The organism is Streptomyces sp. NPDC088147 (assembly GCF_044741565.1).
Lineage (GTDB): Bacteria > Actinomycetota > Actinomycetes > Streptomycetales > Streptomycetaceae > Streptomyces.
In genome coordinates this window covers 1,412,573-1,430,573 of record NZ_JBIUSY010000001.1, presented here as the reverse complement: position 1 = coordinate 1,430,573, position 18,001 = coordinate 1,412,573, and the positions used below count along the sequence as shown (strand labels likewise).

Annotated in this window: 14 protein-coding genes; 8 read left to right on the top strand and 6 right to left on the bottom strand. The window is 71.8% G+C overall.

What is annotated here, in order from left to right:
* Positions 1 to 321: 321 nt before the first annotated feature.
* A complete protein-coding gene (locus ACIOGX_RS05335; RefSeq protein ID WP_401910462.1) occupies positions 322 to 987 on the top strand; it encodes a response regulator transcription factor in 666 nt (221 codons plus the stop codon).
* A gap of 72 nt (positions 988 to 1,059) precedes the next feature.
* On the opposite strand, the gene ACIOGX_RS05330 is transcribed toward ACIOGX_RS05335, so the two are convergent.
* Together ACIOGX_RS05330 and ACIOGX_RS05325 are read right to left on the bottom strand one after the other, a co-directional pair.
* A complete protein-coding gene (locus ACIOGX_RS05330) occupies positions 1,060 to 2,268 on the bottom strand; it encodes a sensor histidine kinase (protein ID WP_401910460.1) in 1,209 nt (402 codons plus the stop codon).
* Between the two features lie 101 nt (positions 2,269 to 2,369).
* Positions 2,370 to 3,041: a response regulator transcription factor gene (locus tag ACIOGX_RS05325; RefSeq protein WP_401910457.1), complete on the bottom strand. Its 672-nt coding sequence runs from the start codon at positions 3,039 to 3,041 to the stop codon at positions 2,370 to 2,372.
* A gap of 129 nt (positions 3,042 to 3,170) precedes the next feature.
* On the opposite strand from ACIOGX_RS05325, the gene ACIOGX_RS05320 reads away from it, so the two are divergent.
* The 4 genes from ACIOGX_RS05320 to ACIOGX_RS05305 are packed head-to-tail and all read left to right on the top strand — an operon-like array spanning position 3,171 to position 6,666.
* The gene (locus ACIOGX_RS05320; RefSeq protein WP_401910454.1) at positions 3,171 to 3,650 is read left to right on the top strand and encodes a hypothetical protein; all 480 of its coding nucleotides are present in this window, start codon (positions 3,171 to 3,173) and stop codon (positions 3,648 to 3,650) included.
* A 30-nt stretch (positions 3,651 to 3,680) separates the two neighbouring features.
* The gene (locus ACIOGX_RS05315) at positions 3,681 to 4,742 is read left to right on the top strand and encodes a peptidoglycan-binding protein (protein WP_401910451.1); all 1,062 of its coding nucleotides are present in this window, start codon (positions 3,681 to 3,683) and stop codon (positions 4,740 to 4,742) included.
* On the top strand, positions 4,739 to 5,458 hold the full coding sequence (locus ACIOGX_RS05310; RefSeq protein WP_401760102.1) for an ABC transporter ATP-binding protein: 720 nt from the start codon (positions 4,739 to 4,741) through the stop codon (positions 5,456 to 5,458). The genes ACIOGX_RS05315 and ACIOGX_RS05310 overlap by 4 nt, the downstream gene beginning before the upstream one ends.
* Positions 5,455 to 6,666 carry an ABC transporter permease gene (locus ACIOGX_RS05305; RefSeq protein WP_401760099.1) on the top strand — a complete coding sequence of 404 codons (1,212 nt, stop codon included), beginning with the start codon at positions 5,455 to 5,457 and terminating at the stop codon, positions 6,664 to 6,666. Before ACIOGX_RS05310 ends, ACIOGX_RS05305 begins: the two co-directional genes overlap by 4 nt.
* A gap of 42 nt (positions 6,667 to 6,708) precedes the next feature.
* On the opposite strand, the gene ACIOGX_RS05300 is transcribed toward ACIOGX_RS05305, so the two are convergent.
* Both ACIOGX_RS05300 and ACIOGX_RS05295 read right to left on the bottom strand, forming a co-directional pair.
* The gene (locus tag ACIOGX_RS05300) at positions 6,709 to 8,076 is read right to left on the bottom strand and encodes an ATP-binding protein (protein WP_401910448.1); all 1,368 of its coding nucleotides are present in this window, start codon (positions 8,074 to 8,076) and stop codon (positions 6,709 to 6,711) included.
* Between the two features lie 636 nt (positions 8,077 to 8,712).
* Complete coding sequence (locus ACIOGX_RS05295; protein ID WP_401910445.1) at positions 8,713 to 9,552, bottom strand: helix-turn-helix transcriptional regulator; 840 nt, start codon at positions 9,550 to 9,552, stop codon at positions 8,713 to 8,715.
* 113 nt (positions 9,553 to 9,665) lie between these two features.
* Between ACIOGX_RS05295 and ACIOGX_RS05290 the strand changes: the two genes are divergently transcribed.
* The 3 genes from ACIOGX_RS05290 (at position 9,666) to ACIOGX_RS05280 (ending at position 15,590) form a co-directional block, all read left to right on the top strand.
* Positions 9,666 to 10,358 carry an SDR family NAD(P)-dependent oxidoreductase gene (locus tag ACIOGX_RS05290; RefSeq protein WP_356511081.1) on the top strand — a complete coding sequence of 231 codons (693 nt, stop codon included), beginning with the start codon at positions 9,666 to 9,668 and terminating at the stop codon, positions 10,356 to 10,358.
* Between the two features lie 97 nt (positions 10,359 to 10,455).
* Positions 10,456 to 14,133 carry a WD40 repeat domain-containing serine/threonine protein kinase gene (locus ACIOGX_RS05285; RefSeq protein WP_401910442.1) on the top strand — a complete coding sequence of 1,226 codons (3,678 nt, stop codon included), beginning with the start codon at positions 10,456 to 10,458 and terminating at the stop codon, positions 14,131 to 14,133.
* The gene (locus ACIOGX_RS05280) at positions 14,130 to 15,590 is read left to right on the top strand and encodes a protein kinase (RefSeq protein ID WP_401910439.1); all 1,461 of its coding nucleotides are present in this window, start codon (positions 14,130 to 14,132) and stop codon (positions 15,588 to 15,590) included. Before ACIOGX_RS05285 ends, ACIOGX_RS05280 begins: the two co-directional genes overlap by 4 nt.
* A gap of 25 nt (positions 15,591 to 15,615) precedes the next feature.
* Here the strand turns inward: ACIOGX_RS05280 and ACIOGX_RS05275 are convergent, their stop codons facing one another.
* Both ACIOGX_RS05275 and ACIOGX_RS05270 read right to left on the bottom strand, forming a co-directional pair.
* Positions 15,616 to 16,227 carry an NAD(P)H-dependent oxidoreductase gene (locus ACIOGX_RS05275; protein WP_356511075.1) on the bottom strand — a complete coding sequence of 204 codons (612 nt, stop codon included), beginning with the start codon at positions 16,225 to 16,227 and terminating at the stop codon, positions 15,616 to 15,618.
* Positions 16,228 to 16,476: 249 nt separating this feature from the next.
* Positions 16,477 to 17,949: a helix-turn-helix domain-containing protein gene (locus ACIOGX_RS05270; RefSeq protein ID WP_401910436.1), complete on the bottom strand. Its 1,473-nt coding sequence runs from the start codon at positions 17,947 to 17,949 to the stop codon at positions 16,477 to 16,479.
* Positions 17,950 to 18,001: the final 52 nt, after the last annotated feature.

Genomic DNA, 18,001 nt, shown 5'->3' with positions numbered 1-18,001 from the left:
AGTAAATCGGCCGCTTTTGGTCACGTCAACGGCCGAAAACCACCCAATTGTCATTTGTGCAAGCGTGTGGATTCAGAAGTGAAAGCACACGCCGGGGCCGGCCGTCCGCCGGCGCTCCGCGTTGCGGGCCGGGCGGCGCTTGGCGCGGCCGTGACCGCCGGATACGCTCTTCATCAGACTCGGCCGACCGCGATTCCGCTCGCGGCGCCGGTCGGGGGGATCGCCGCGACAGTGGTGACCGGCGGGATCGCCGGAGTGTATCCAGCGCTACGAGCCGCGCGTACGCCCCCGACCGTGCCGCCGGCGGAGGAGGACGGAGACGTGCGCGTACTCGTCGTGGAGGACGAGCCGCTGATGGGGCGGGCTCTGGTGGCGGGGCTGCGCCGTGAGGCGATGGCGGTGGATCTGGTGACCGATGGTGGACGGGCGTTGGAGAATCTGGCCTGCCATGACTATGACGTGGTGGTGCTGGACCGGGATCTGCCGGGGGTGCATGGCGATGAGGTGTGCCGGCGGGTGGTGGAGGAGTACCGGTCGGTGCGGGTGCTGATGCTGACGGCGGCTGCTTCGCTGGATGACCGGGTGGGCGGGCTGCGGCTGGGCGCGGACGATTATCTGCCGAAGCCGTTCGATTTTCCGGAGCTGGTGGCGCGGCTGCGGGCGCTTCAGCGGCGGGCGGGGACTCCGCCGCCGCCGGTTCTGGAGTACGCGGGGCTGCGGCTGGATCCGTTCCGTCGTGAGGCGTACCGGGAGGGCCGGTATCTGCGGCTGACCCGTAAGGAGTTCGCGGTGCTGCATCTCCTGACGGCGGCCGGGGGCGGGGTCATCAGCGCGGAGACGCTGCTGGAGAAGGCGTGGGACGAGCACGCGGACCCGTTCACCAACTCCGTACGCGTCACGGTCTCCACCCTGCGGCGCAAGCTGGGTGAACCGGCCCTGCTGCACACGATGACCGGTGTCGGCTACTACCTGGCACCGTCCCCGTGACCACCACCGGCCCTGCGACCACCGGCCCCGTGAGCACCGTCCGGAGCCGGATCATCATCCGCACCGCGTCCGTCAGGATCTGCCGGGCGGCTCGTCGCACGCGAAGCGCACACGGATCGTGAGGCCGCCCCCGGGGTTGGCCGTCGCCTCGGCCGTGGCGCCGTGGGCGCGGGCGATGGCGGCGACGATGGAGAGACCGAGGCCGACCCCCTCGCCCGGGGCGTGGCGGCGTTCCTCGATGCGGCGGAAAGGCTCGAAGAGCAGCGGGACGGTCGGGGCGGGGATCACCTGTCCGGTGTTGCTCACTTCCAGGAAACCGTCGCCGGTGCGGACGCTGACACTGCCGCCCGGGTGGTTGTGACGTATCGCGTTGCTCACCAGGTTGTGTGTCAGCCGTTCGAGCAGCACGGGGTCGCCCGTGGTCCGCAGGGGCTGGAGATCGAGATCCGGTGTCACGTCGTGGTCGGCCGCCTCGGGGCCCGCCGCGAGGACCACGCCGTGCGCGACCGTGTGCAGGTCGACCGGCTCCTGGCGTCGCATGCCCTGCTCGGACGCGGCGAGGAGCAGCAGGCCCTCGATCAGATGTCCCTGGTGCTCGGCGGTCTCGATGAGCTTGGTGCGGATCCGGGCCACCTGCTGGGGGCCCGGATCCCCGGCGAGACCGATCTCGGCGGCGGCCCGCTGGAGGGTCAGGGGTGTGCGCAGTTCGTGTGCGGCGTTGGCGGCGAACCTCTGCTGGGCGTTGACGAGTTGCTGTATGCGGTCGAGCATCTCGTCGAAGGTGTCGGCGAGCACCTTCAGCTCGCCGGGAGGTGCGCGCAGGCCGATGCGTTCGTGGAGGTTCGTGGCGGAGAGAAGCCGCGCGGTCTCGGTGACATGGCGTACGGGACGCAGTACGCGGCCGGCCATCCACCAGGCGACGGCGACCGCCGCGGCGGCGAACGCGACGAGGGCGATCAGGGAGACGATGAGCAGGTCGTTGAGGGCGGCGGACCGGATGTCGTCGATGAACTGGGTGGACTGCGCCTCGCCGAGGATCTTGGTCCTTTCGACGCCGGTGCCGGTGCCGGGCCCCGGGCTCGCCTCCAGCGTCGGCCCGGGAGTGGGCGTGGCGCCGGGGGCGTCCAGCCGTTCCCGCTCAGGTCCGGGAGTGCCCTCGATCTCTGTCGAGGGGAGCCTCGTCACCGCTGTCACCAGTCCGCCGATGCTGGAGTACAGCCCCTGCCCCAGCAACACGTAGATCAGCGCGATGAGACCGCCTCCGGCCAGAAGAAGCATCATGGTGCACAACGCGGTGAGGCGGGCGCGTTCGCTGCCCAGTGTCGGCGACCACAAATGTCTCGCGCTCCGTCCGGTGCTGTGGGACGACGGGCCGGTGCCGGTCACCGGTCGTCCTCCGTCGCGATGCGGTATCCGGCACCCGGCACGGTGTCGATCACATCGGGCGGGCCGAGCTTCGTCCGGAGCCGGCTGAGGGTGACCCGTACCGCGTTCGTGCGGTAGCTGATCTCCTCCTCCCACACCTGCTCGACGAGATCGTCACTGCTGACCACACTCCCGCACGCGCGCAGGAGTGTTTCCAGCACGGCGAACTCCTTCAGGGACAGCCGCAGCGGGCGGCCGTCGCGTCGTGCCCGGCGGGCGGAGGTGTCGAGCACGATGCCCGCGCGCCGGATCACGGGAGGCAGCATGGGGTTGGAGCGGCGGCCCAGGGCCAGGACGCGGGCCACCAGTTCCTCGTACGCGAAGGGCTTGGACAGATAGTCGTCCGCCCCCAGGGCGAGGCCCTCCACCCGGTCGTGCACCGTACCGGACGCGGTCAGCATCAGGACGCGGGTGAGGAGCCCGCGCTCGACGACCTGCCGGCACACCTCGTCGCCGGACAGTCCGGGCAGATCGCGGTCCAGGACGATCACGTCGTACGCGCCGAAGGTCAGACGTCGCACCGCCTCCGGGCCGTCGCCCGCCACATCGACGGCGAAGGCGTTCTGACGCAGCCCCTCCGCGATCATCTCGGCGAGGAACTCCTCGTCCTCCACAACAAGCACGCGCATGGATCCCTGTGTACCCGAAGACCACCTTTCACGGGTGTTACAGCTTCGGTGAAAGCGATGAAACACACACCGCTGTCACTGTCTCCCCACCAAGACGCTCAGAGCACTCGTTCGCCCAGGAGGCAGATCATGCAGACGAAGAAGATCCAGCTGGCCACGGCCTGCGCGGTAACGGCGCTCGCGCTGTTCCTCACCGGATGCTCCGGCGGCTCCGACAGCCAGGGCTCGTCCGGTGGCGGTAACAGCCAGGGCTCGGGCGGCGACAAGCGGTCCAAGGCCAACGACTGCCTGCGCGAGAAGGGCGCGGAGATCACGGAGCCGGCGCGGAAGGGCGATCTGGCGCAGATCAACCCCGGGACGCTGTCGCAGGAGGAACTCGCCCAGGCCGTGAAGGACTGTGACGTCATGGGCGGTAAGGGCGCCGGTGCCGGGATCTCACAGGAGATGAAGGACAAGGCGCTGGACTACGCCGAGTGCATGCGCAAGGAGGGCCTCGACTTCCCGGATCCGGAGTTCGGGAACGGAGGGATCCAGGCCCAGAAACTCCCGCAGGGCGACCAGGCCGCGTTCGCCGCCGCCGACAAGGTCTGCGCGGCGAAGGTCGGCTGACGCACACCCGGGCGAGGAGAGGCACCCCGTATGAAACACAAGAAGTTCCTGCTCACCCTGGGAGCGACGGCACTGGTCGCGGTGGGGGGAGCGGCGGTCGTCACGATGCCCGGCGATTCCGGTTCACGGCCGGAGGCGGAGCGGCTCTCCGTCCCCACGGCCACCGCCGGTGTCACCAAGGGCGATCTGGTCACCTCGGACAAGGCCAAGGGCACCCTCGGGTTCTCGGCCGAGCGCAAGATCACCACCGAGAGGCAGGGAGTCGTCACCTGGCTGCCGGGTGGGGGCCGGACCATCGCGCGTGACGGCAGGCTGTACGAGATCGACGGGTCTCCCGTGTTCCTCATGTACGGCCAGACCCCCGCCTACCGGGTGCTGGAGCTGGGTGATGAGGGGGACGATGTGCGCCAGCTCAAGGAGAACCTCATCGCACTCGGCTTCGGGTCCGGTCTCGCCGCCGACGACGAGTTCACCAAGGGAACCGTGCGGGGTGTCAAGGCCTGGCAGAAGAGCCACGGCCTGAAGCGGACCGGGAAGATCGGGCCGGACGCTGTCGCCTTCGCGCCCGCCGCCGTCCGCGTACAGAACGCCGACGCGTCGGTCGGTGCGCGCGTCGCGCCCGGCGCGCCCGTACTGAGCACGACCAGCTCCGAGCGGGTGGTGCAGTTCGACCTGGAGGTGGCGAAGGCCGGAAAGTACACCTCGGGTGACGCCGTCAAGGTCGAGCTGCCCGACGGATCCACCGCCAAGGGCCGGATCAGCTCCATCGGCCGCACCGCGCGCACGGACGAGCAGTCCTCGGACAAGGAGCCGGTGATCAAGGTGACGGTGGAGTTCGACGAGCCGGACAAGGTCGCCGGTGTCGACAAGGCACCGGTCACCGTGTTCCTCACCGGCGAACGGCGCGAGGACGTCCTGTCCGTACCGGTGGAAGCGCTGCTGGCCGTGGAGGGGGGTGGCTTCGGCGTCCGGGTGGTGGAGGGCGGCACCGCACGGGACGTGAGAGTGGAACTCGGCATCTTCGCCAACGGCCGTGTCGAGGTGTCGGGCGGGGGCCTGCGCGCGGGCATGAAAGTGGGGGTCCCGGCATGACCGTCTCCCCCCTGCGGTCCGCCGAGCCGGTCGCCGAACTGCGCGGTGTGACCAAGGAGTATCCGGGCGGTGTGACGGCGCTGGGAGGTGTGGACCTGAGCATCCGGGCCGGTGAACTGCTCGCCATCGTCGGCCCGTCCGGTTCGGGCAAGTCCACGCTCCTGCACATCCTCGGCACCCTCGACCGGCCCACGGCCGGTACGGTCGGCATCGCGGGCCATGACGTGGGGCGGCTGCGCGACCGGCAGCTGTCCGCCCTGCGCGCCCGCCACATCGGCTTCATCTTCCAGGCGTTCCATCTGGTGCCCAGCGCCACCGCGCTGGGCAATGTCGCCGAAGGACTGCGCTACTCCGGCCTGCCCCCCGCCGAACGCCGCCGCCGCGCGGCGACCGCCCTGGAACGCGTGGGTCTCGCGGACCGGATGAGCCACCGGCCGCACGCCCTCTCCGGAGGACAGCAGCAGCGCGTGGCCATCGCGCGGGCGGTGGCCGGGGAACCGGAACTGCTGCTGGCCGACGAACCGACCGGGGCACTGGACTCCGCGTCCGGAGACGCCGTGATGGAGCTGCTGCACGAGCTGAACGCGGACGGCGCGACGATCGCCGTCATCACCCACGACCGCGAACTGGCCGACGCGCTGCCGCGCCAGGTCCGTATCCGCGACGGACGGGTCGTCGAGGACACCGTGCGCGACATTCCGGCAGGTGTGCGATGACGAGCCGCCGCGGCCGAAGGCTCGTCCCCTCCCGGCTCGGTCTCCGGGACGTCGCGCAGGTCGGTTCGGCGGGACTGCGCGGCCGGCCCGTACGCGTCGTCCTTTCCGCACTGGGCATCGCCATCGGGATCGCGACGATGATCGCCGTGGTCGGCATCTCCGCGTCCAGCAAGGCCAAACTCATGCGGGACCTGGACCGGCTCGGCACCAACATGCTGGTCGTCACGCCGGGCCAGTCGTTCTTCAGCGACGAGGAGGTCAAGCTCCCCAAGGGCGCGCTGCGGATGGTCAGCCGGATCGACGGTGTGGAACACGTCGCCGCGACCGGCGGTGTCAACGGCGCCAAGGTCTACCGCTCCGAGCACATCCCCAAGGAACAGACCGGAGGCATCCAGGTCAACGCCGCCACCGAGGGTCTCAAGAACACACTGCGCGGCTCCATGGCGACGGGCACCTGGTTGAACGGCGCCACCGGTTCCTATCCCTCCGTCGTCCTCGGATTCGCCGCGGCCGAACGCCTCGGGATCACCGAGGCCGGACAGCGGATCCGCGTGGGCGACGAGTACTACACGGTCCTCGGCATCCTCCGGCCACTGCCGCTCGCACCCGAGATCGACAACACCGCGCTGGTGGGCTGGGAGGCCGCACAGAAACTGCTCGGATTCGACGGCCACCCGACGTCACTCTACGAACGCTCGGCCGACAACAGGGTCGAGCAGGTGAGGGAGTTGCTGCCCCGCACCGTCAACCCCGAAGCCCCGCACGAGATAGACGTCTCCGACCCGTCGGCCGCCCTCAAGGCCAAGACCGCTTCCGAGGGAGCCTTCTCCAGCCTGCTGCTCGGGCTCGGCGGGGTCGCGCTGCTGGTTGGCGGGGTCGGTATCGCCAACACCATGATCATCTCCGTACTGGAGCGGAAACACGAGATCGGCCTGCGGAGGTCGTTCGGCGCCACACGCGGCCAGATACGGCTTCAGTTCGTCACCGAATCGCTGATGCTGTCCGGCCTGGGCGGCCTGGCCGGGGTCGTCCTCGGGGCGCTGGCCACCTATATCTACGCCCACGCTTCCGGGATGCCGTGGACGATACCTCCCTGGGCGATGGCGGGCGGCTTCGGAGCGACGCTGGTGATCGGCACGATCGCCGGGCTCTATCCGGCGGTCCGCGCGTCGAAGATGTCCCCGACGCTGGCCCTGCACGCCTCGTAGGACACCGGGCCCGTCCTCGACGGTGAGGACGGGCCTTCGGGCTCACCCGTCCCGCTCACGGCTCATCGTTGCGCCGGCCGTCATGGGCGTGCGTGTGCGTGTGGGGGTGGGCGTGGGGGTGGGGAGGGTGACGGTGATGTGGAGGCCGCCGTGCCGCAGTGGTTCCGCGTGGAGGGTTCCGTTGTGGGCGCGGACGATCGATTCCACGATGGCGAGGCCGAGGCCGTAGCCCGCCGGGCGGTCCGGGCGGCTCGTGCGGCGGGTGTCGAGGCGGTGGAAGGGTTCCAGGATGCGGTCCGTCTCGGTGCGGGTGAGCGTGCGTCCGGTGTTGCGTACGACGAGCCGGGTCCCGTGCTCGGGCCGCTCGTCCACGCTCACGGTCACCGTTCCGCCCGGGTGATTGTGGCGGACGGCGTTGTCGACGAGGTTGGTGACCAGCTGCCGCAGCAGGACCCGGTCGCCGAGGACCCGGCCCCGGCCCACCGACGCGGTCAGGACCACCCCCGCGTCGGCCGCCGCCGGGGTGGCCTGGGTGCACACCTCCCGTGCCAGGACGTCCAGTTCGACGGCTTCCTCGGCGAGCGCGCCGTGGTCGGCGCGGGCCAGGACCAGCAGCGCCTCGGTGATCTCCGTGGAGCGCCGGTTGAGGGTGAGCAGGTCGGGGCCCAGGTCCTCCAGCCGGTACTCACCGGGCGCGGCGAGCGCGACCTGGAGGAGGGTCCGCATCCCGGCCAGCGGGGTGCGCAGCTCGTGCGACGCGTTCGCCGCGAACCGGCTCTGCGCCTGGAACGCCTTGTCCAGGCGCTGGAGCATCGCGTCGAAGGTGTCGGCGAGTTCCCTGATCTCGTCCTTCGGTCCGGCCAGCGCGATCCGTTCGTGCAGGGTGGACCCGGCGATGCTCCGGGCGGTCGCGGTGATCCGCTGGAGCGGCGCCAGCATCCGCCCCGCCACGAACCAGCCCAGAACCACCGCGATCACCAGCAACACCAGGAGTGTCACCGCGCTGAACATCAACAGCGCCTCGAGGAAGTCCGCCTTGGTGGAGACCTCGAACGAGCTTTTCCCGCCGCTCGCGGACCCGCAGACGGCGAGGGTCGAATCACCGTCGCTGGGTGCGCTCAAACGCGCAGCGAACGTGCGCACTTTCTCGGTGAACGAGACCTCGCAGTCCGTCGCCGCGACCATGCTGTCCGCGCTGTGGGTGAGGTGGCCGGGCCCGGGAAGACCGGCTGTGGTCGTGCCGCTTTTCAGGGCGCTGCTGTGGGTCGTCAGACTTTCGCTGTAGACCGGGACGTATTTCATAAAGGCGTAGAGCAAACCGATCATCGCCACACCGGCCGCCGCGAAAAGCCCCGCGTAGGTGAGCGTCAATCGGGCGCGGATGGTGAGCCGGAGCCAGACGGTGCTCACGGGGCCGATACCGGGCGTGCGCGCCCGCCCCCCACGGCCGACGCCAGGGCCATGGGGCCGTTCCGCTGCGCGTGCGCGCGTCCTTCACGGTTTCTGGTTCGCGCTGCCGCGTCTCTCACTTCGATGTGCTCTTCTCTATGAGATGGGCAATGATTCCGTCGCGTCCGTCGCTGATTGGCGTGTACGTTTTCCCGGCTCGCCTGAACGCCTGAACGCCGGATCGCTCGCGGTTACGGAAATTCCGCCATCCGGGTTTCTTTCCGCGGTTCGAATCCATTGTCGCGTTCACGTGTTCGCACGTTCGCACTTCCGAAGCCGCAAGCGAAGCGCGGCGACTTCGGGTGTGTCAAGCGCGCTCATGTTCATGCCATCCCTCGTCGACGACGACGGCGACTGGACGGGGGACGGTCCAGTGAGGACAGTCGGCTGCCTCATTGGACCGTCGTCTCCCGCGCCGTCAGTCTTACCGCTATGACGTGCTGCCGCATCCCGGACACCGCGCCGGGGTCGGGCTGTCCGGCCCCGGACACGGGGGTGGCTGTGGGATGTACGCGGCCGGACAGCACCTCCAGCGAAACCCGAACCCCCCGGATACGCACGTCGGATGGATGCCGGACGGGGTATCGAGTGCGGTGGCTATCCGGCGAGAGTCTGGGTGCCGATCACGGTGAGCAGCGCGAGGCGTTCGGCGTCGGCGGTGCCCGGTTCGGCTGTGTAGACCATGATGCGCAGGTCGCCGGTCGCCACGGTGAGTACGTCGCAGTCCAGTGTCAGTGGGCCCACGCGCGGGTGATCGATGGTCTTGCATGCGGCCTCGTGATGGCCGACGGCGCCGGACTCCCACAGTCGGGTGAACCGCTCGCTGTGTGTGCGCAGTTCTTCGACGAGGCGCCGTAGCCGCTGATCGGCGGGGTAGCGGTCGGCCGCCGCGCGCAGATCGGCGACCAGAGCGGCCTCGAACGCGCGCCGGGCCTCCGGCGTGTGCCGGACCCGGGTGCCGGAACCGAGCAGGTTGCGCCAGACCCCGTTGCGCTCGTTGCCACGCCATCCGGACGGATCGCCCATCAGCGCCGCGTACGGCGGGTTGGCCATGAGCAGTGTCCAGGTGGCGTCGAAGACCGCGACGGGTGTGCCGGTCAGTCTGTCCAGCATCCGCTGGACGCTCGGTGTGATGTACGCGGGCACGGTTTCCGGCCCCGGCGGGGCCAGCCCGGCCAGCCGGAACAGATGCGCGCGCTCGGTTCCCGACAGCCGCAGTGCCCTGGCCAGCGCTTCGACGACCTGCGCCGACGGGTGGGCGGCGCGGCCCTGTTCGAGGCGGGTGATGTAGTCGACGGAGATCCCGGCCAGCAGGGCCAGCTCCTCGCGGCGCAGTCCGGCCGCGCGCCGGTGCCCGCCGGCGGGCAGCCCGACGGTCTCCGGCGAGACCCGGTCGCGCCAACGGCGCACCGCCTTGCCGAACTCCGCTGTCGCCATGCCCACCAGTGTGCACCGCCCGCGGGCCGCGAGCCGTGGTGCAGCCTGGTACCGGCGGTCCCAGGAAGACGCGACCACTGGCTGACCACACCGCCCGGCCGGAATCTGGAGGCATGACAACAACACTGATCACCGGAGCGAACAAGGGTCTCGGTTTCGAGACCGCCCGACGGCTCGTGGAAGCGGGCCACCTCGTCTACGTGGGCAGCCGGGACCCCGAGCGCGGGCGCCGCGCCGCCGAGCTGCTGGGGGCGCGGACGGTCGTCCTCGATGTCACCGACGACGCGTCGGTCGCCGCCGCGGCGCGCGCCATCGAGGCCGACGGCGGACTGGACGTGCTGGTCAACAACGCCGGCATCGAGAGGAACGAGACCGGCGCCGCGGAGGTGACCGCCGACGCGCTGCGGACCACGTTCGACACGAACGTCTTCGGCGTGGTGCGTGTCACCCACGCGTTCCTGCCACTGCTGCGCCGGTCCGCCGCCCCCGTCGTGGTCAACGTCAGCAGCGGCCTGGCCTCGAAGACCCTGGTCTCCACGGTGGGCACGCCGACGTACGCGTACCCGGGGGTCGCCTACCCGGCGTCGAAGGCCGCGCTCAACATGATCACCGTGCAGTACGCGAAGGCCCTCCCGGACATGCGGATCAACGCGGTGGAGCCCGGCTACACCGCGACGGACCTGAACGGCCACAGCGGCACGCAGACCGTCGAGGAGGGCGCCGAGATCATCGTCCGCATGGCGCTCGTACGCCCCGACGGCCCCACCGGGGGCTACTTCGACGCCGAGGGCCCGCTGCCCTGGTGAGCCCCGGCGCCGCTCCGTGAACACTGGTTCCCCCGTGCGTGGTTGGGCACACTGTGACGTGTTGCCTGAAGTGGACTCCGGACGGAGAAGTGGGCGAGTGGCGAGGCACGTACCCGACGAGTGGCGTCCCGGTGCGGTGATCCTGGACCTCTACGAGGTCAGGGAGGTGATCCGCAGCGGCGGGATGGGACTGGTCTACCGGATCCTGCACCGCGACTGGAACGTGGAGCTGGCGGTGAAGGTACCCCGGCCCGCCCTGGCGGCCACGGAGAAGGGACTGCGGGACTTCGAGACCGAGGCGGCGACCTGGGTCGGTCTCGACGAGCATCCGCACACGGTGAACTGCGTGTACGTCCGCACGCTCGGCGGAGTGCCCACGGTGTTCGCCGAATGGCTGGACGGCGGCAGCCTGGCCGAGGCCGTGCGCGACGAACACCTCTACACCGGCGGCCACCGCGAGGTCCTGCGCCGCATCCTCGACATCGCCGTCCAGACCGCGTGGGGACTTCGGCACGCGCACCGGCACGGCCTGATCCACCAGGACGTCAAGCCCGCCAACGTGCTGCTCGCCCGTGACGGCACCGCCAAGGTGACCGATTTCGGACTGGCCAAGGCCCGCGCCGCGGCGGGGGAGAGCACCGTGGTGCCGCCCGGCGCGAGCGTACTGGCCGGGTACTGCGGCATGACCCCGGCCTTCTGCTCCCCCGAGCAGGCGGAGGCCGCCGTGTGGACGGAGGACTCCGGGCGGCCGAGGCCACAGCTCACCCGGGCGACCGACACCTGGTCGTGGGCCCTGACCGTACTGGAGATGTTCGTCGGCCACCCGCCGTGCCGGTACGGGCAGACGGGGGCCGAGGTGCTCGCCGCGTTCGTCGCGGAGGAGATCCGCGACGAACGGATGCTGGCCATCCCGGCCATCCCCGCCGGACTGGTGACCCTGCTGGAGCGCTGTCTCGCCTGGGTCCCGGCGGACCGGCCCAAGGACATGGGCGAACTCGCCGGCGAACTGGCCGAGATCTACGCGACGGCCCTGGGCGAGCCCTACCCGAGGCCGGAACCGCTGACCGCGGTGCGGCTCGCCGACGGCCTGTCCAACCAGGCTCTCTCCCTGGTGGACCTCGGTCGGGCGGACGAAGCCGAGGCCCTGTGGCGGCGCGCCTCCGAGACCGATCCCCACAACCCGCACGCGGCGTACAACCGGGGCCTGTACCTGTGGCGCGCCGGGCGGCTGACCGACGCTCAGGTCATCGTCGATCTGGAAGGGGTCCGCGAGGCTCATCCGGAGGAGTGGCGTCCCGGGTATCTGCTGGGGCTGGTGCATCTGGAGCGCGGCGACGCCGAGTCCGCGGCGGAACTGCTGCGGGCCGCCGCGGAGCGGGCGCCGGGCACCCCGGAGATCACCGACGCGCTCGGACGCGCCGACCGCGCACCACGGACCGGACCGGACACCGTCCTCATCGGCCACACCGGCATCGTGTACGGGGTGGCCGTGAGCCGGGACGGCCGTACCGGCGTCTCCGCCGCCACCGACGGGACGGTCCGGGTCTGGGATCTCGTCGGCCGCCGCTGCGTACGGGTCATCACCGCCACGGACAGCGAGTGGGGGATCTACGGACTGGCGGCGGACGCGGCGGCCCGCCGGGCGATCACCGCGGCGCCCGACGGCGCCGCGCGCGTCTGGGACCTGCGTACCGGCGGGCTTCTCCACACCCTCGACCACGGGGCGAACCCGGTGAAGTTCGCCCCCGGCGACGTGGCGATGAGCGGGGACGGCCTGATCGCGCTGACCGCGCACAACAACGGGGTCGTGCAGGTGTGGGACACCGAGACCGGCCGCTGCCTGCGCGAGCTGACGTCAGGACCGGACGGTACGCGCGTCGGCGGGACCGCCCATGGACTGGCCCTCAGCGCGGACGGCCGCGTCGCGCTGACGCGCGACCGCTGGACGAGCGGACCGGACGCCGGCCTGCTGGTGTGGGATCCGGGCACCGGACAGGTCCTGCGCACCATCGAGACCCGCTTCCGCGACGCCGCCCTGAGCGCCGACGGGCGCACCGCGGTCACCAGCGTCGGCGGCTCCGGCGTACGGATCTGGGACGTGGCGACGGGCCGCGAGCGGCGCCCCGCCGTCGTCCGCCCCGGCGGACTGGGCTACTACTACGGCGTGAGCGCCGACGGGCGGTACGCCCTCGGCGGCGCCACGAACACCACCGAGCTGTGGGAGCTGTCCGCCGGCAGATGTTTCCGGTCGTGGCGGGAAGGCGGCTACTCGGTCGCCTTCGGTACCGACGGCCTGCTGGTACTGACGGGCGGCGCGCACGGCAGGCTCACGCTGAGGGAGCCGGCACCCCCGGGTCCGCCCGCGCCGTGGAGCTACCCGCTTCCGCGCGCGGCGACGGAACGCGTGCGCGAGAGCGAGGTGGTGCGCCGCGCTCTCGACCGTACGACGGCGCTGATGGACGAGGGCCGGGCCGGTGCCGCGGCCGACGAGCTGCGCCGCGCGCGAGCCGTACCGGGCTACCGGCGCCACCACGCGCTGCTCGACAGCTGGCAGGCCGTCACGGGCGCCGGGCGGCGCACCACCCTGTCCGACGCCTGGCTCCGCGCCACCCCGCCCATCATCGGAGTCGGGCCCCACAGCACGCACGAGGCCGCCGGTCTGCTGCCGCTCAACTCCGGCCGCGGTCTGCTGGAACTGGTCTCCCGCGCGGACGGGACACGACTCGACCTGTGGGACCTGCGGGACGGCGGCCGGCGCGTCCTCGCGCGGGGCGACATCGACACCTTCCGTGATCTCGCCGTCCCCGCCGACGACGGGATCGTGCTGTCGGCGGGCGCGGACGGCACCGTCCACGGCTGGGACCTGGAGTCGGGACGGGACCGGCACACACTGCGCGGCACCACCGGACGGATGTACAAGGTGGCGCTGGACGCCGGTGGCCGGGTCGCTCTCTCCGCCGGGAAGGACCGGGTCATCCGCGTCTGGGACCTGGAGACGGAGACATGTGTCCGGGAACTCACGGGGCACACGGCCTTCGTCTCCACCCTGGCGATGAGCGACGACGGGCGGTACGCCTTCTCGTACGGCGACGACGGGCCGCGGATCTGGGACGTGCGGGCCGGGCGCTGCCTCCATGTCCTGAACGGCGAGAAGTGGAGCGAGTTCGCGCTGAGCGGCAACGGCGACGTGCTGCTGACGGGCCACTGGGACGGGACCGTGCGGGTGTGGGACGTCAGGACAGGGATCTGCCGCCATACGATGACCGGCCATGACCCGGAGAAGACCTTGGTCGGCCTCGCCTGTTCCGCGGACGGCGGTGTCGGCGTGTCGGTGAGCCAGGACCAGACGATGCGGACCTGGGACCCGCGTACCGGCCGGTGCCGTCATGTGGCCAGGATCAACCGGGGCTTCCCCGCCTTCGCGGTCAGCGGTGTCGAGGTCAGCGCTGACGGCCGCTTCGCCGTCAGCGGTGGTGCCGAGGGCTTGCTGCGGGTGTGGGATCTCGACACCGGCGCCTGCCTGCGCACGCTGGACGGCCACGCGTCCGGGATCATGTGGCTCGCGATCACCGGTGGTGGCCGCGTCGTCCTCTCACGCGACCGTGAAGGGGTCACCCGGGTCTGGGAGCTGGACTGGGAGTACGACTTCTCACCGCCTCCCCCGCCCCCTCCGGCCACGCCACCCGCACCACCTGTCCGGTCGACGTGGTTCGCGCGGCTCCCGGGGGTCTCGCGGCTGACCCGGTCGTCGCGGTCCTCGCGAGGCGTGTCGTGAGCGGCACGCGGGCGCTCGCGTCCGTCACCCTGTCCGTACGGTCCGGCCCGTCGCGGGGGAGGACGTTCTCCTTCGAGGAGCGCACGACCTGCGTGGTCGGCCGCGCCTCCGACTGCTCGCCACGGCTGCCCCAGGACGACATGCGGGTCTCGCGGCACCACTGCCTCTTCGACATCAACCCGCCCGACGTACGGGTGCGGGACTTCGGCAGCCTCAACGGCACCTTCGTCAACGGCGAGGAGATCGGCCGCCGCGAACCGGACGAGACCCCGGAGCAGGCCGCGCGCGCGGAGTTCCCGGAACGCGATCTCGTCCACGGTGACGAAGTACGCCTGGGGGAAACCCTGTTGCGGGTCGGGATCGCGGGCGGGAAGGCCGCAGCGGGCGAACCGGTCACGACCCGCGCGTACTGCGCGCACTGCGGTCGCGACGTGCAACGCGCGGACGGTGGCCAAGCGGACCGTGGCCGCGAGGGCGACATCGTCTGCGACCCCTGCCGGAACAGCCCCCAGGGCATCGTGCGCGGCCTGCTGTCCCGCGCCGCCGGGGACGACGGCCTCGCGGGCCTGCGCCACTACGAACTCGTACGGGAACTCGGCCGGGGCGGACAGGGCGTGGTCCATCTCGCCCGGCACCTCGGCACAGGCGAACTGGTGGCCCTGAAGGTGCTGTTGGCCGAGGTCGCGGTGGGCCACCGCGCGCGGGCGAACTTCCTGCGGGAGATCGAGGGCATCCGCGGTCTGCGGCACCACAACATCGTCAGGTTCCACGACAGCGGCTCACACGGCGCGAGCTTCTATCTGGCCTGCGAGTACTGCGGCGGCGGCGATCTGCGGCAGTGGCTCGCCGCGCGGGGCGGCACACTGCCGCCGGACGAAGCGGTCGCGATCGCCTCACAGGTACTCGACGGCCTCGCCCACGCCCACACCGCGCCACTGGCCCGGCCGCGACCCCCGGGGTCCGCGGCGGGCGGCGGTGGGAGCGGGAGCGTACGCGGCCTGGTGCACCGGGACATCAAGCCCGCCAACATCCTCCTCACCGCGGACGGCGGACCGCCCACCGTCAAGATCAGTGACTTCGGCCTCGCCAAAGCCTTCGACCGGGCCGGTCTGTCCGGCCTCACCCGCACCGGGACGGTGGCCGGAACCGTGGCGTACATGCCCCGTACCCAGGTCGTCGACTACAAGTACGCCAGGCCCGAGGTCGATGTCTGGGCCACGGCCGCCACCCTGTACCGGATGCTGACCGGTGCCACCCCGCGCGACTTCCCGCCCGCCGTCGACCCCCTCGCGGTACTGCTGCGGGAGCCCGCCGTCCCGATCCGGGACCGTAGCCCGTCGGTGCCCCGCCGCCTCGCCCGGGTGATCGACGAGGCGCTGATCGACAGTCCGCGGATCGTCACCACGACCGCGGACGCGTTCAGAGAGGCCCTTGAGGAAGCGGTCCACCGGGCGTGAACGCGCCGGCGCCGGGGCCCGCCTCTCACGGGAACAGGGCGAGCGGGGCCTCCTGCTGGAAGAACGTCTTGGCCCGGAGCGCCGCCCGCTCGTCGTTCCGTACCTGACCGGGCCGGGAGCCGTTGCCGAACAGCACCCCGCCGAACCGCATCCGCATATACGCCGCCGAGTTGTTGAGGGTGGTCACCAGTCCGTCGCCGACGGCCTCGTCGTCGGCCGACATGACCGACACGCCCCACAGGGTGCGGCCCGCCATCCGCTCCGCGAAGTCCGAGCCGGACACCGTCAGCCAGCCCGACCAGTAGTCGAGGTAGCGCTTGGTCTGCGCGGAGAGGGTGTACCAGTACAGGGGCGAGGCGATGACGATGTCGGTGGCCTCCAGCGTGGCCTGCCGCAGCGTCTCCTCGTACTCCCCGGCCGACCAGGTGTCGGTCTCGTGCCGCCCGTCCTGGAAGTCGGGCAACGGCAGGTGGGCCAGATCCACCCAGCGCTGCGGCACACCGGGCGGTAACTGCTGGGCGGCGGCGCGCGCGAGTATCTCGGTGTTGCCGTCGGAGCGGGAGCTGCCGAGGACGAAGAGGAACGAGCGGTCCGCGTCACGGATCGTGTCCGCACCACGGGTCGTGTCGATGGTCATGTCTGCTCCGGTCTCGGACCCCCGGGCCGCGGGCGCCGAAGGGCCCTGAGCCGCTCGCCGACCGGGGGGAATCGGTGAGTACCTCGCTGCCAACTCCCGTGCCCCGGAGGATATTCCGGCGGTGATCGACACGAAACGTCCTGGCGGGTGACGGGCCGTCCCGCACCCGGCGGGCGCGTTCGGTCCGGAACCGGACCGGCTCCCGGCCGGAGAGTGACGGCGTTGCCGCGTACGGGAGTTCCGCCGCCCTCAGAGCGTCGCGGACCGCTGGTACGTACGGCCTCCCCGGCGTGGCAGCGCGCCGGGGGAGTCGTCGGGGCCGGCGAGGGTCTCCAGCGCCAGATAGAGATCGGCGCGGACGGCGGCGGACGACAGGTCCACGTCCAGGAGCCGGCCGATCTCCTCCAGCCACCGCCGGAGCGTCGTGCGGTGCAGGCCGAGTTCCTCGGCGGCCGGGGCGACGCTGCCGAGATGGCCGAGCCAGACGCGCAGGGCGATCCGTTGTGCCGTGTCGAGCGGTTCGGTCAGCGCGGTGGCCCAACGGCGTGCCGGCGCGGCGTCCACGAGTTCCGTGGGGAGCGCGGCGGGCGGGCCCGTACCGGCGGACCCGGCCGCCTCCGCGGGCCCGCCCGCCGGGGCACGCAGTGCGAGGGCGAGCCGCGCCAGGGCGAGGGGCGTCTCCAGACCTCCCAGCCGCTCGGCGGCCGTCCGCAGCCGGGAACGCGCGGTGCCCCGGGAGATCCCCAGCATCTGTGCCATGGCCCCGATCGATCCGGTGCGCAGCCACCCCTCCAGCGCCTGGCGCTGGGGTTGTGTGAGCGGGCCCAGCAGGGAGGACGCCCAGGCGGAGAGCCGGTCGGGCGGGATGATCCGCAGCAGGGCGCGGTCTCCGAGCCCGGCGGCGGGGACCAGCCGGTGGCCCGCCGCCGCCCCGGCGCGTGCCTGACCGGCCTCGGTGAAGGCCGCCGCGAGCATGGCGAGCGGCGCGGGGTCCGCGACGCCGCCGAGCAGCCCGTACCGCTCCGCCGAGCGGGCGATCAGCCGCAGGACCCGTCCGTCGTCCCGTGCCGCGTCATGGAGGGCCACGACGACCAGGTCACCGTCCAGGAGCGTGATGAGTGTGGGCGCGCCCGGCCGGGCGCCGGTGGGCAGCAGCGCGCGCCACACCGCCTGGTACGCGGCCTGCGGATCCGCGCCGCCGGAGAGCCGGTAGACGGTGGCGTGCGAGGTCAGTCCCCCGATGACCTCCGCCGCGAGACCGGTGTCGCCGCGCAGCAGCAGGCGCGTCACCACGGCATGCAGCCGCATCTCCGCGCTCGTCAGCTCTTCCGCGCGGCGGGCGCGTACTTCGAGCAGCCCGGCCGTGGTCCTGGTCACCAGCTCGACCCGGCGCGCGGAGACGTCCGGGCCGGCGTGCACCACGAGCGCGGCTCCCACCACCTGCCGGACCGTCGTACCCGTGCCGCCGTCGGTATCACCGGACCGCGCCCGTCCGCCGCCGCCCCCTGCCGCACCGCCCGCGCCCACCGTGTTTCCGGCCTCCGCCGCGGCGCTGACACCCGCCGCGGCGGCGCGCTCCGGTGAGCTGTAGACGGCGCCCGTGGTCGGGTCCACCAGAACCGCCCATCCGGAGACCGCGGAGGCGGTCTCCGCGATCAGCGAGGCGCCGGAGCGTGCCGCCGCCTCGATCAGCCGGCGCGCCACCAGCCCGTCACTGTCCATCCGTACAGCTTCGACGGGATACGGCCCGCCCGCACGCGCGGACACGGCCGAC

Excerpts from the sequence above, each read along its gene's own strand:
- ACIOGX_RS05330 (WP_401910460.1), bottom strand. The coding sequence starts at position 2,268 with ATGATGCTTCTTCTGGCCGGAGGCGGTCTCATCGCGCTGATCTACGTG.
- ACIOGX_RS05325 (WP_401910457.1), bottom strand. The coding sequence starts at position 3,041 with ATGCGCGTGCTTGTTGTGGAGGACGAGGAGTTCCTCGCCGAGATGATC.
- ACIOGX_RS05320 (WP_401910454.1), top strand. The coding sequence starts at position 3,171 with ATGCAGACGAAGAAGATCCAGCTGGCCACGGCCTGCGCGGTAACGGCG.
- ACIOGX_RS05315 (WP_401910451.1), top strand. The coding sequence starts at position 3,681 with ATGAAACACAAGAAGTTCCTGCTCACCCTGGGAGCGACGGCACTGGTC.
- ACIOGX_RS05310 (WP_401760102.1), top strand. The coding sequence starts at position 4,739 with ATGACCGTCTCCCCCCTGCGGTCCGCCGAGCCGGTCGCCGAACTGCGC.
- ACIOGX_RS05305 (WP_401760099.1), top strand. The coding sequence starts at position 5,455 with ATGACGAGCCGCCGCGGCCGAAGGCTCGTCCCCTCCCGGCTCGGTCTC.
- ACIOGX_RS05295 (WP_401910445.1), bottom strand. The coding sequence starts at position 9,552 with ATGGCGACAGCGGAGTTCGGCAAGGCGGTGCGCCGTTGGCGCGACCGG.
- ACIOGX_RS05290 (WP_356511081.1), top strand. The coding sequence starts at position 9,666 with ATGACAACAACACTGATCACCGGAGCGAACAAGGGTCTCGGTTTCGAG.
- ACIOGX_RS05275 (WP_356511075.1), bottom strand. The coding sequence starts at position 16,227 with ATGACCATCGACACGACCCGTGGTGCGGACACGATCCGTGACGCGGAC.
- ACIOGX_RS05270 (WP_401910436.1), bottom strand. The coding sequence starts at position 17,949 with ATGGACAGTGACGGGCTGGTGGCGCGCCGGCTGATCGAGGCGGCGGCA.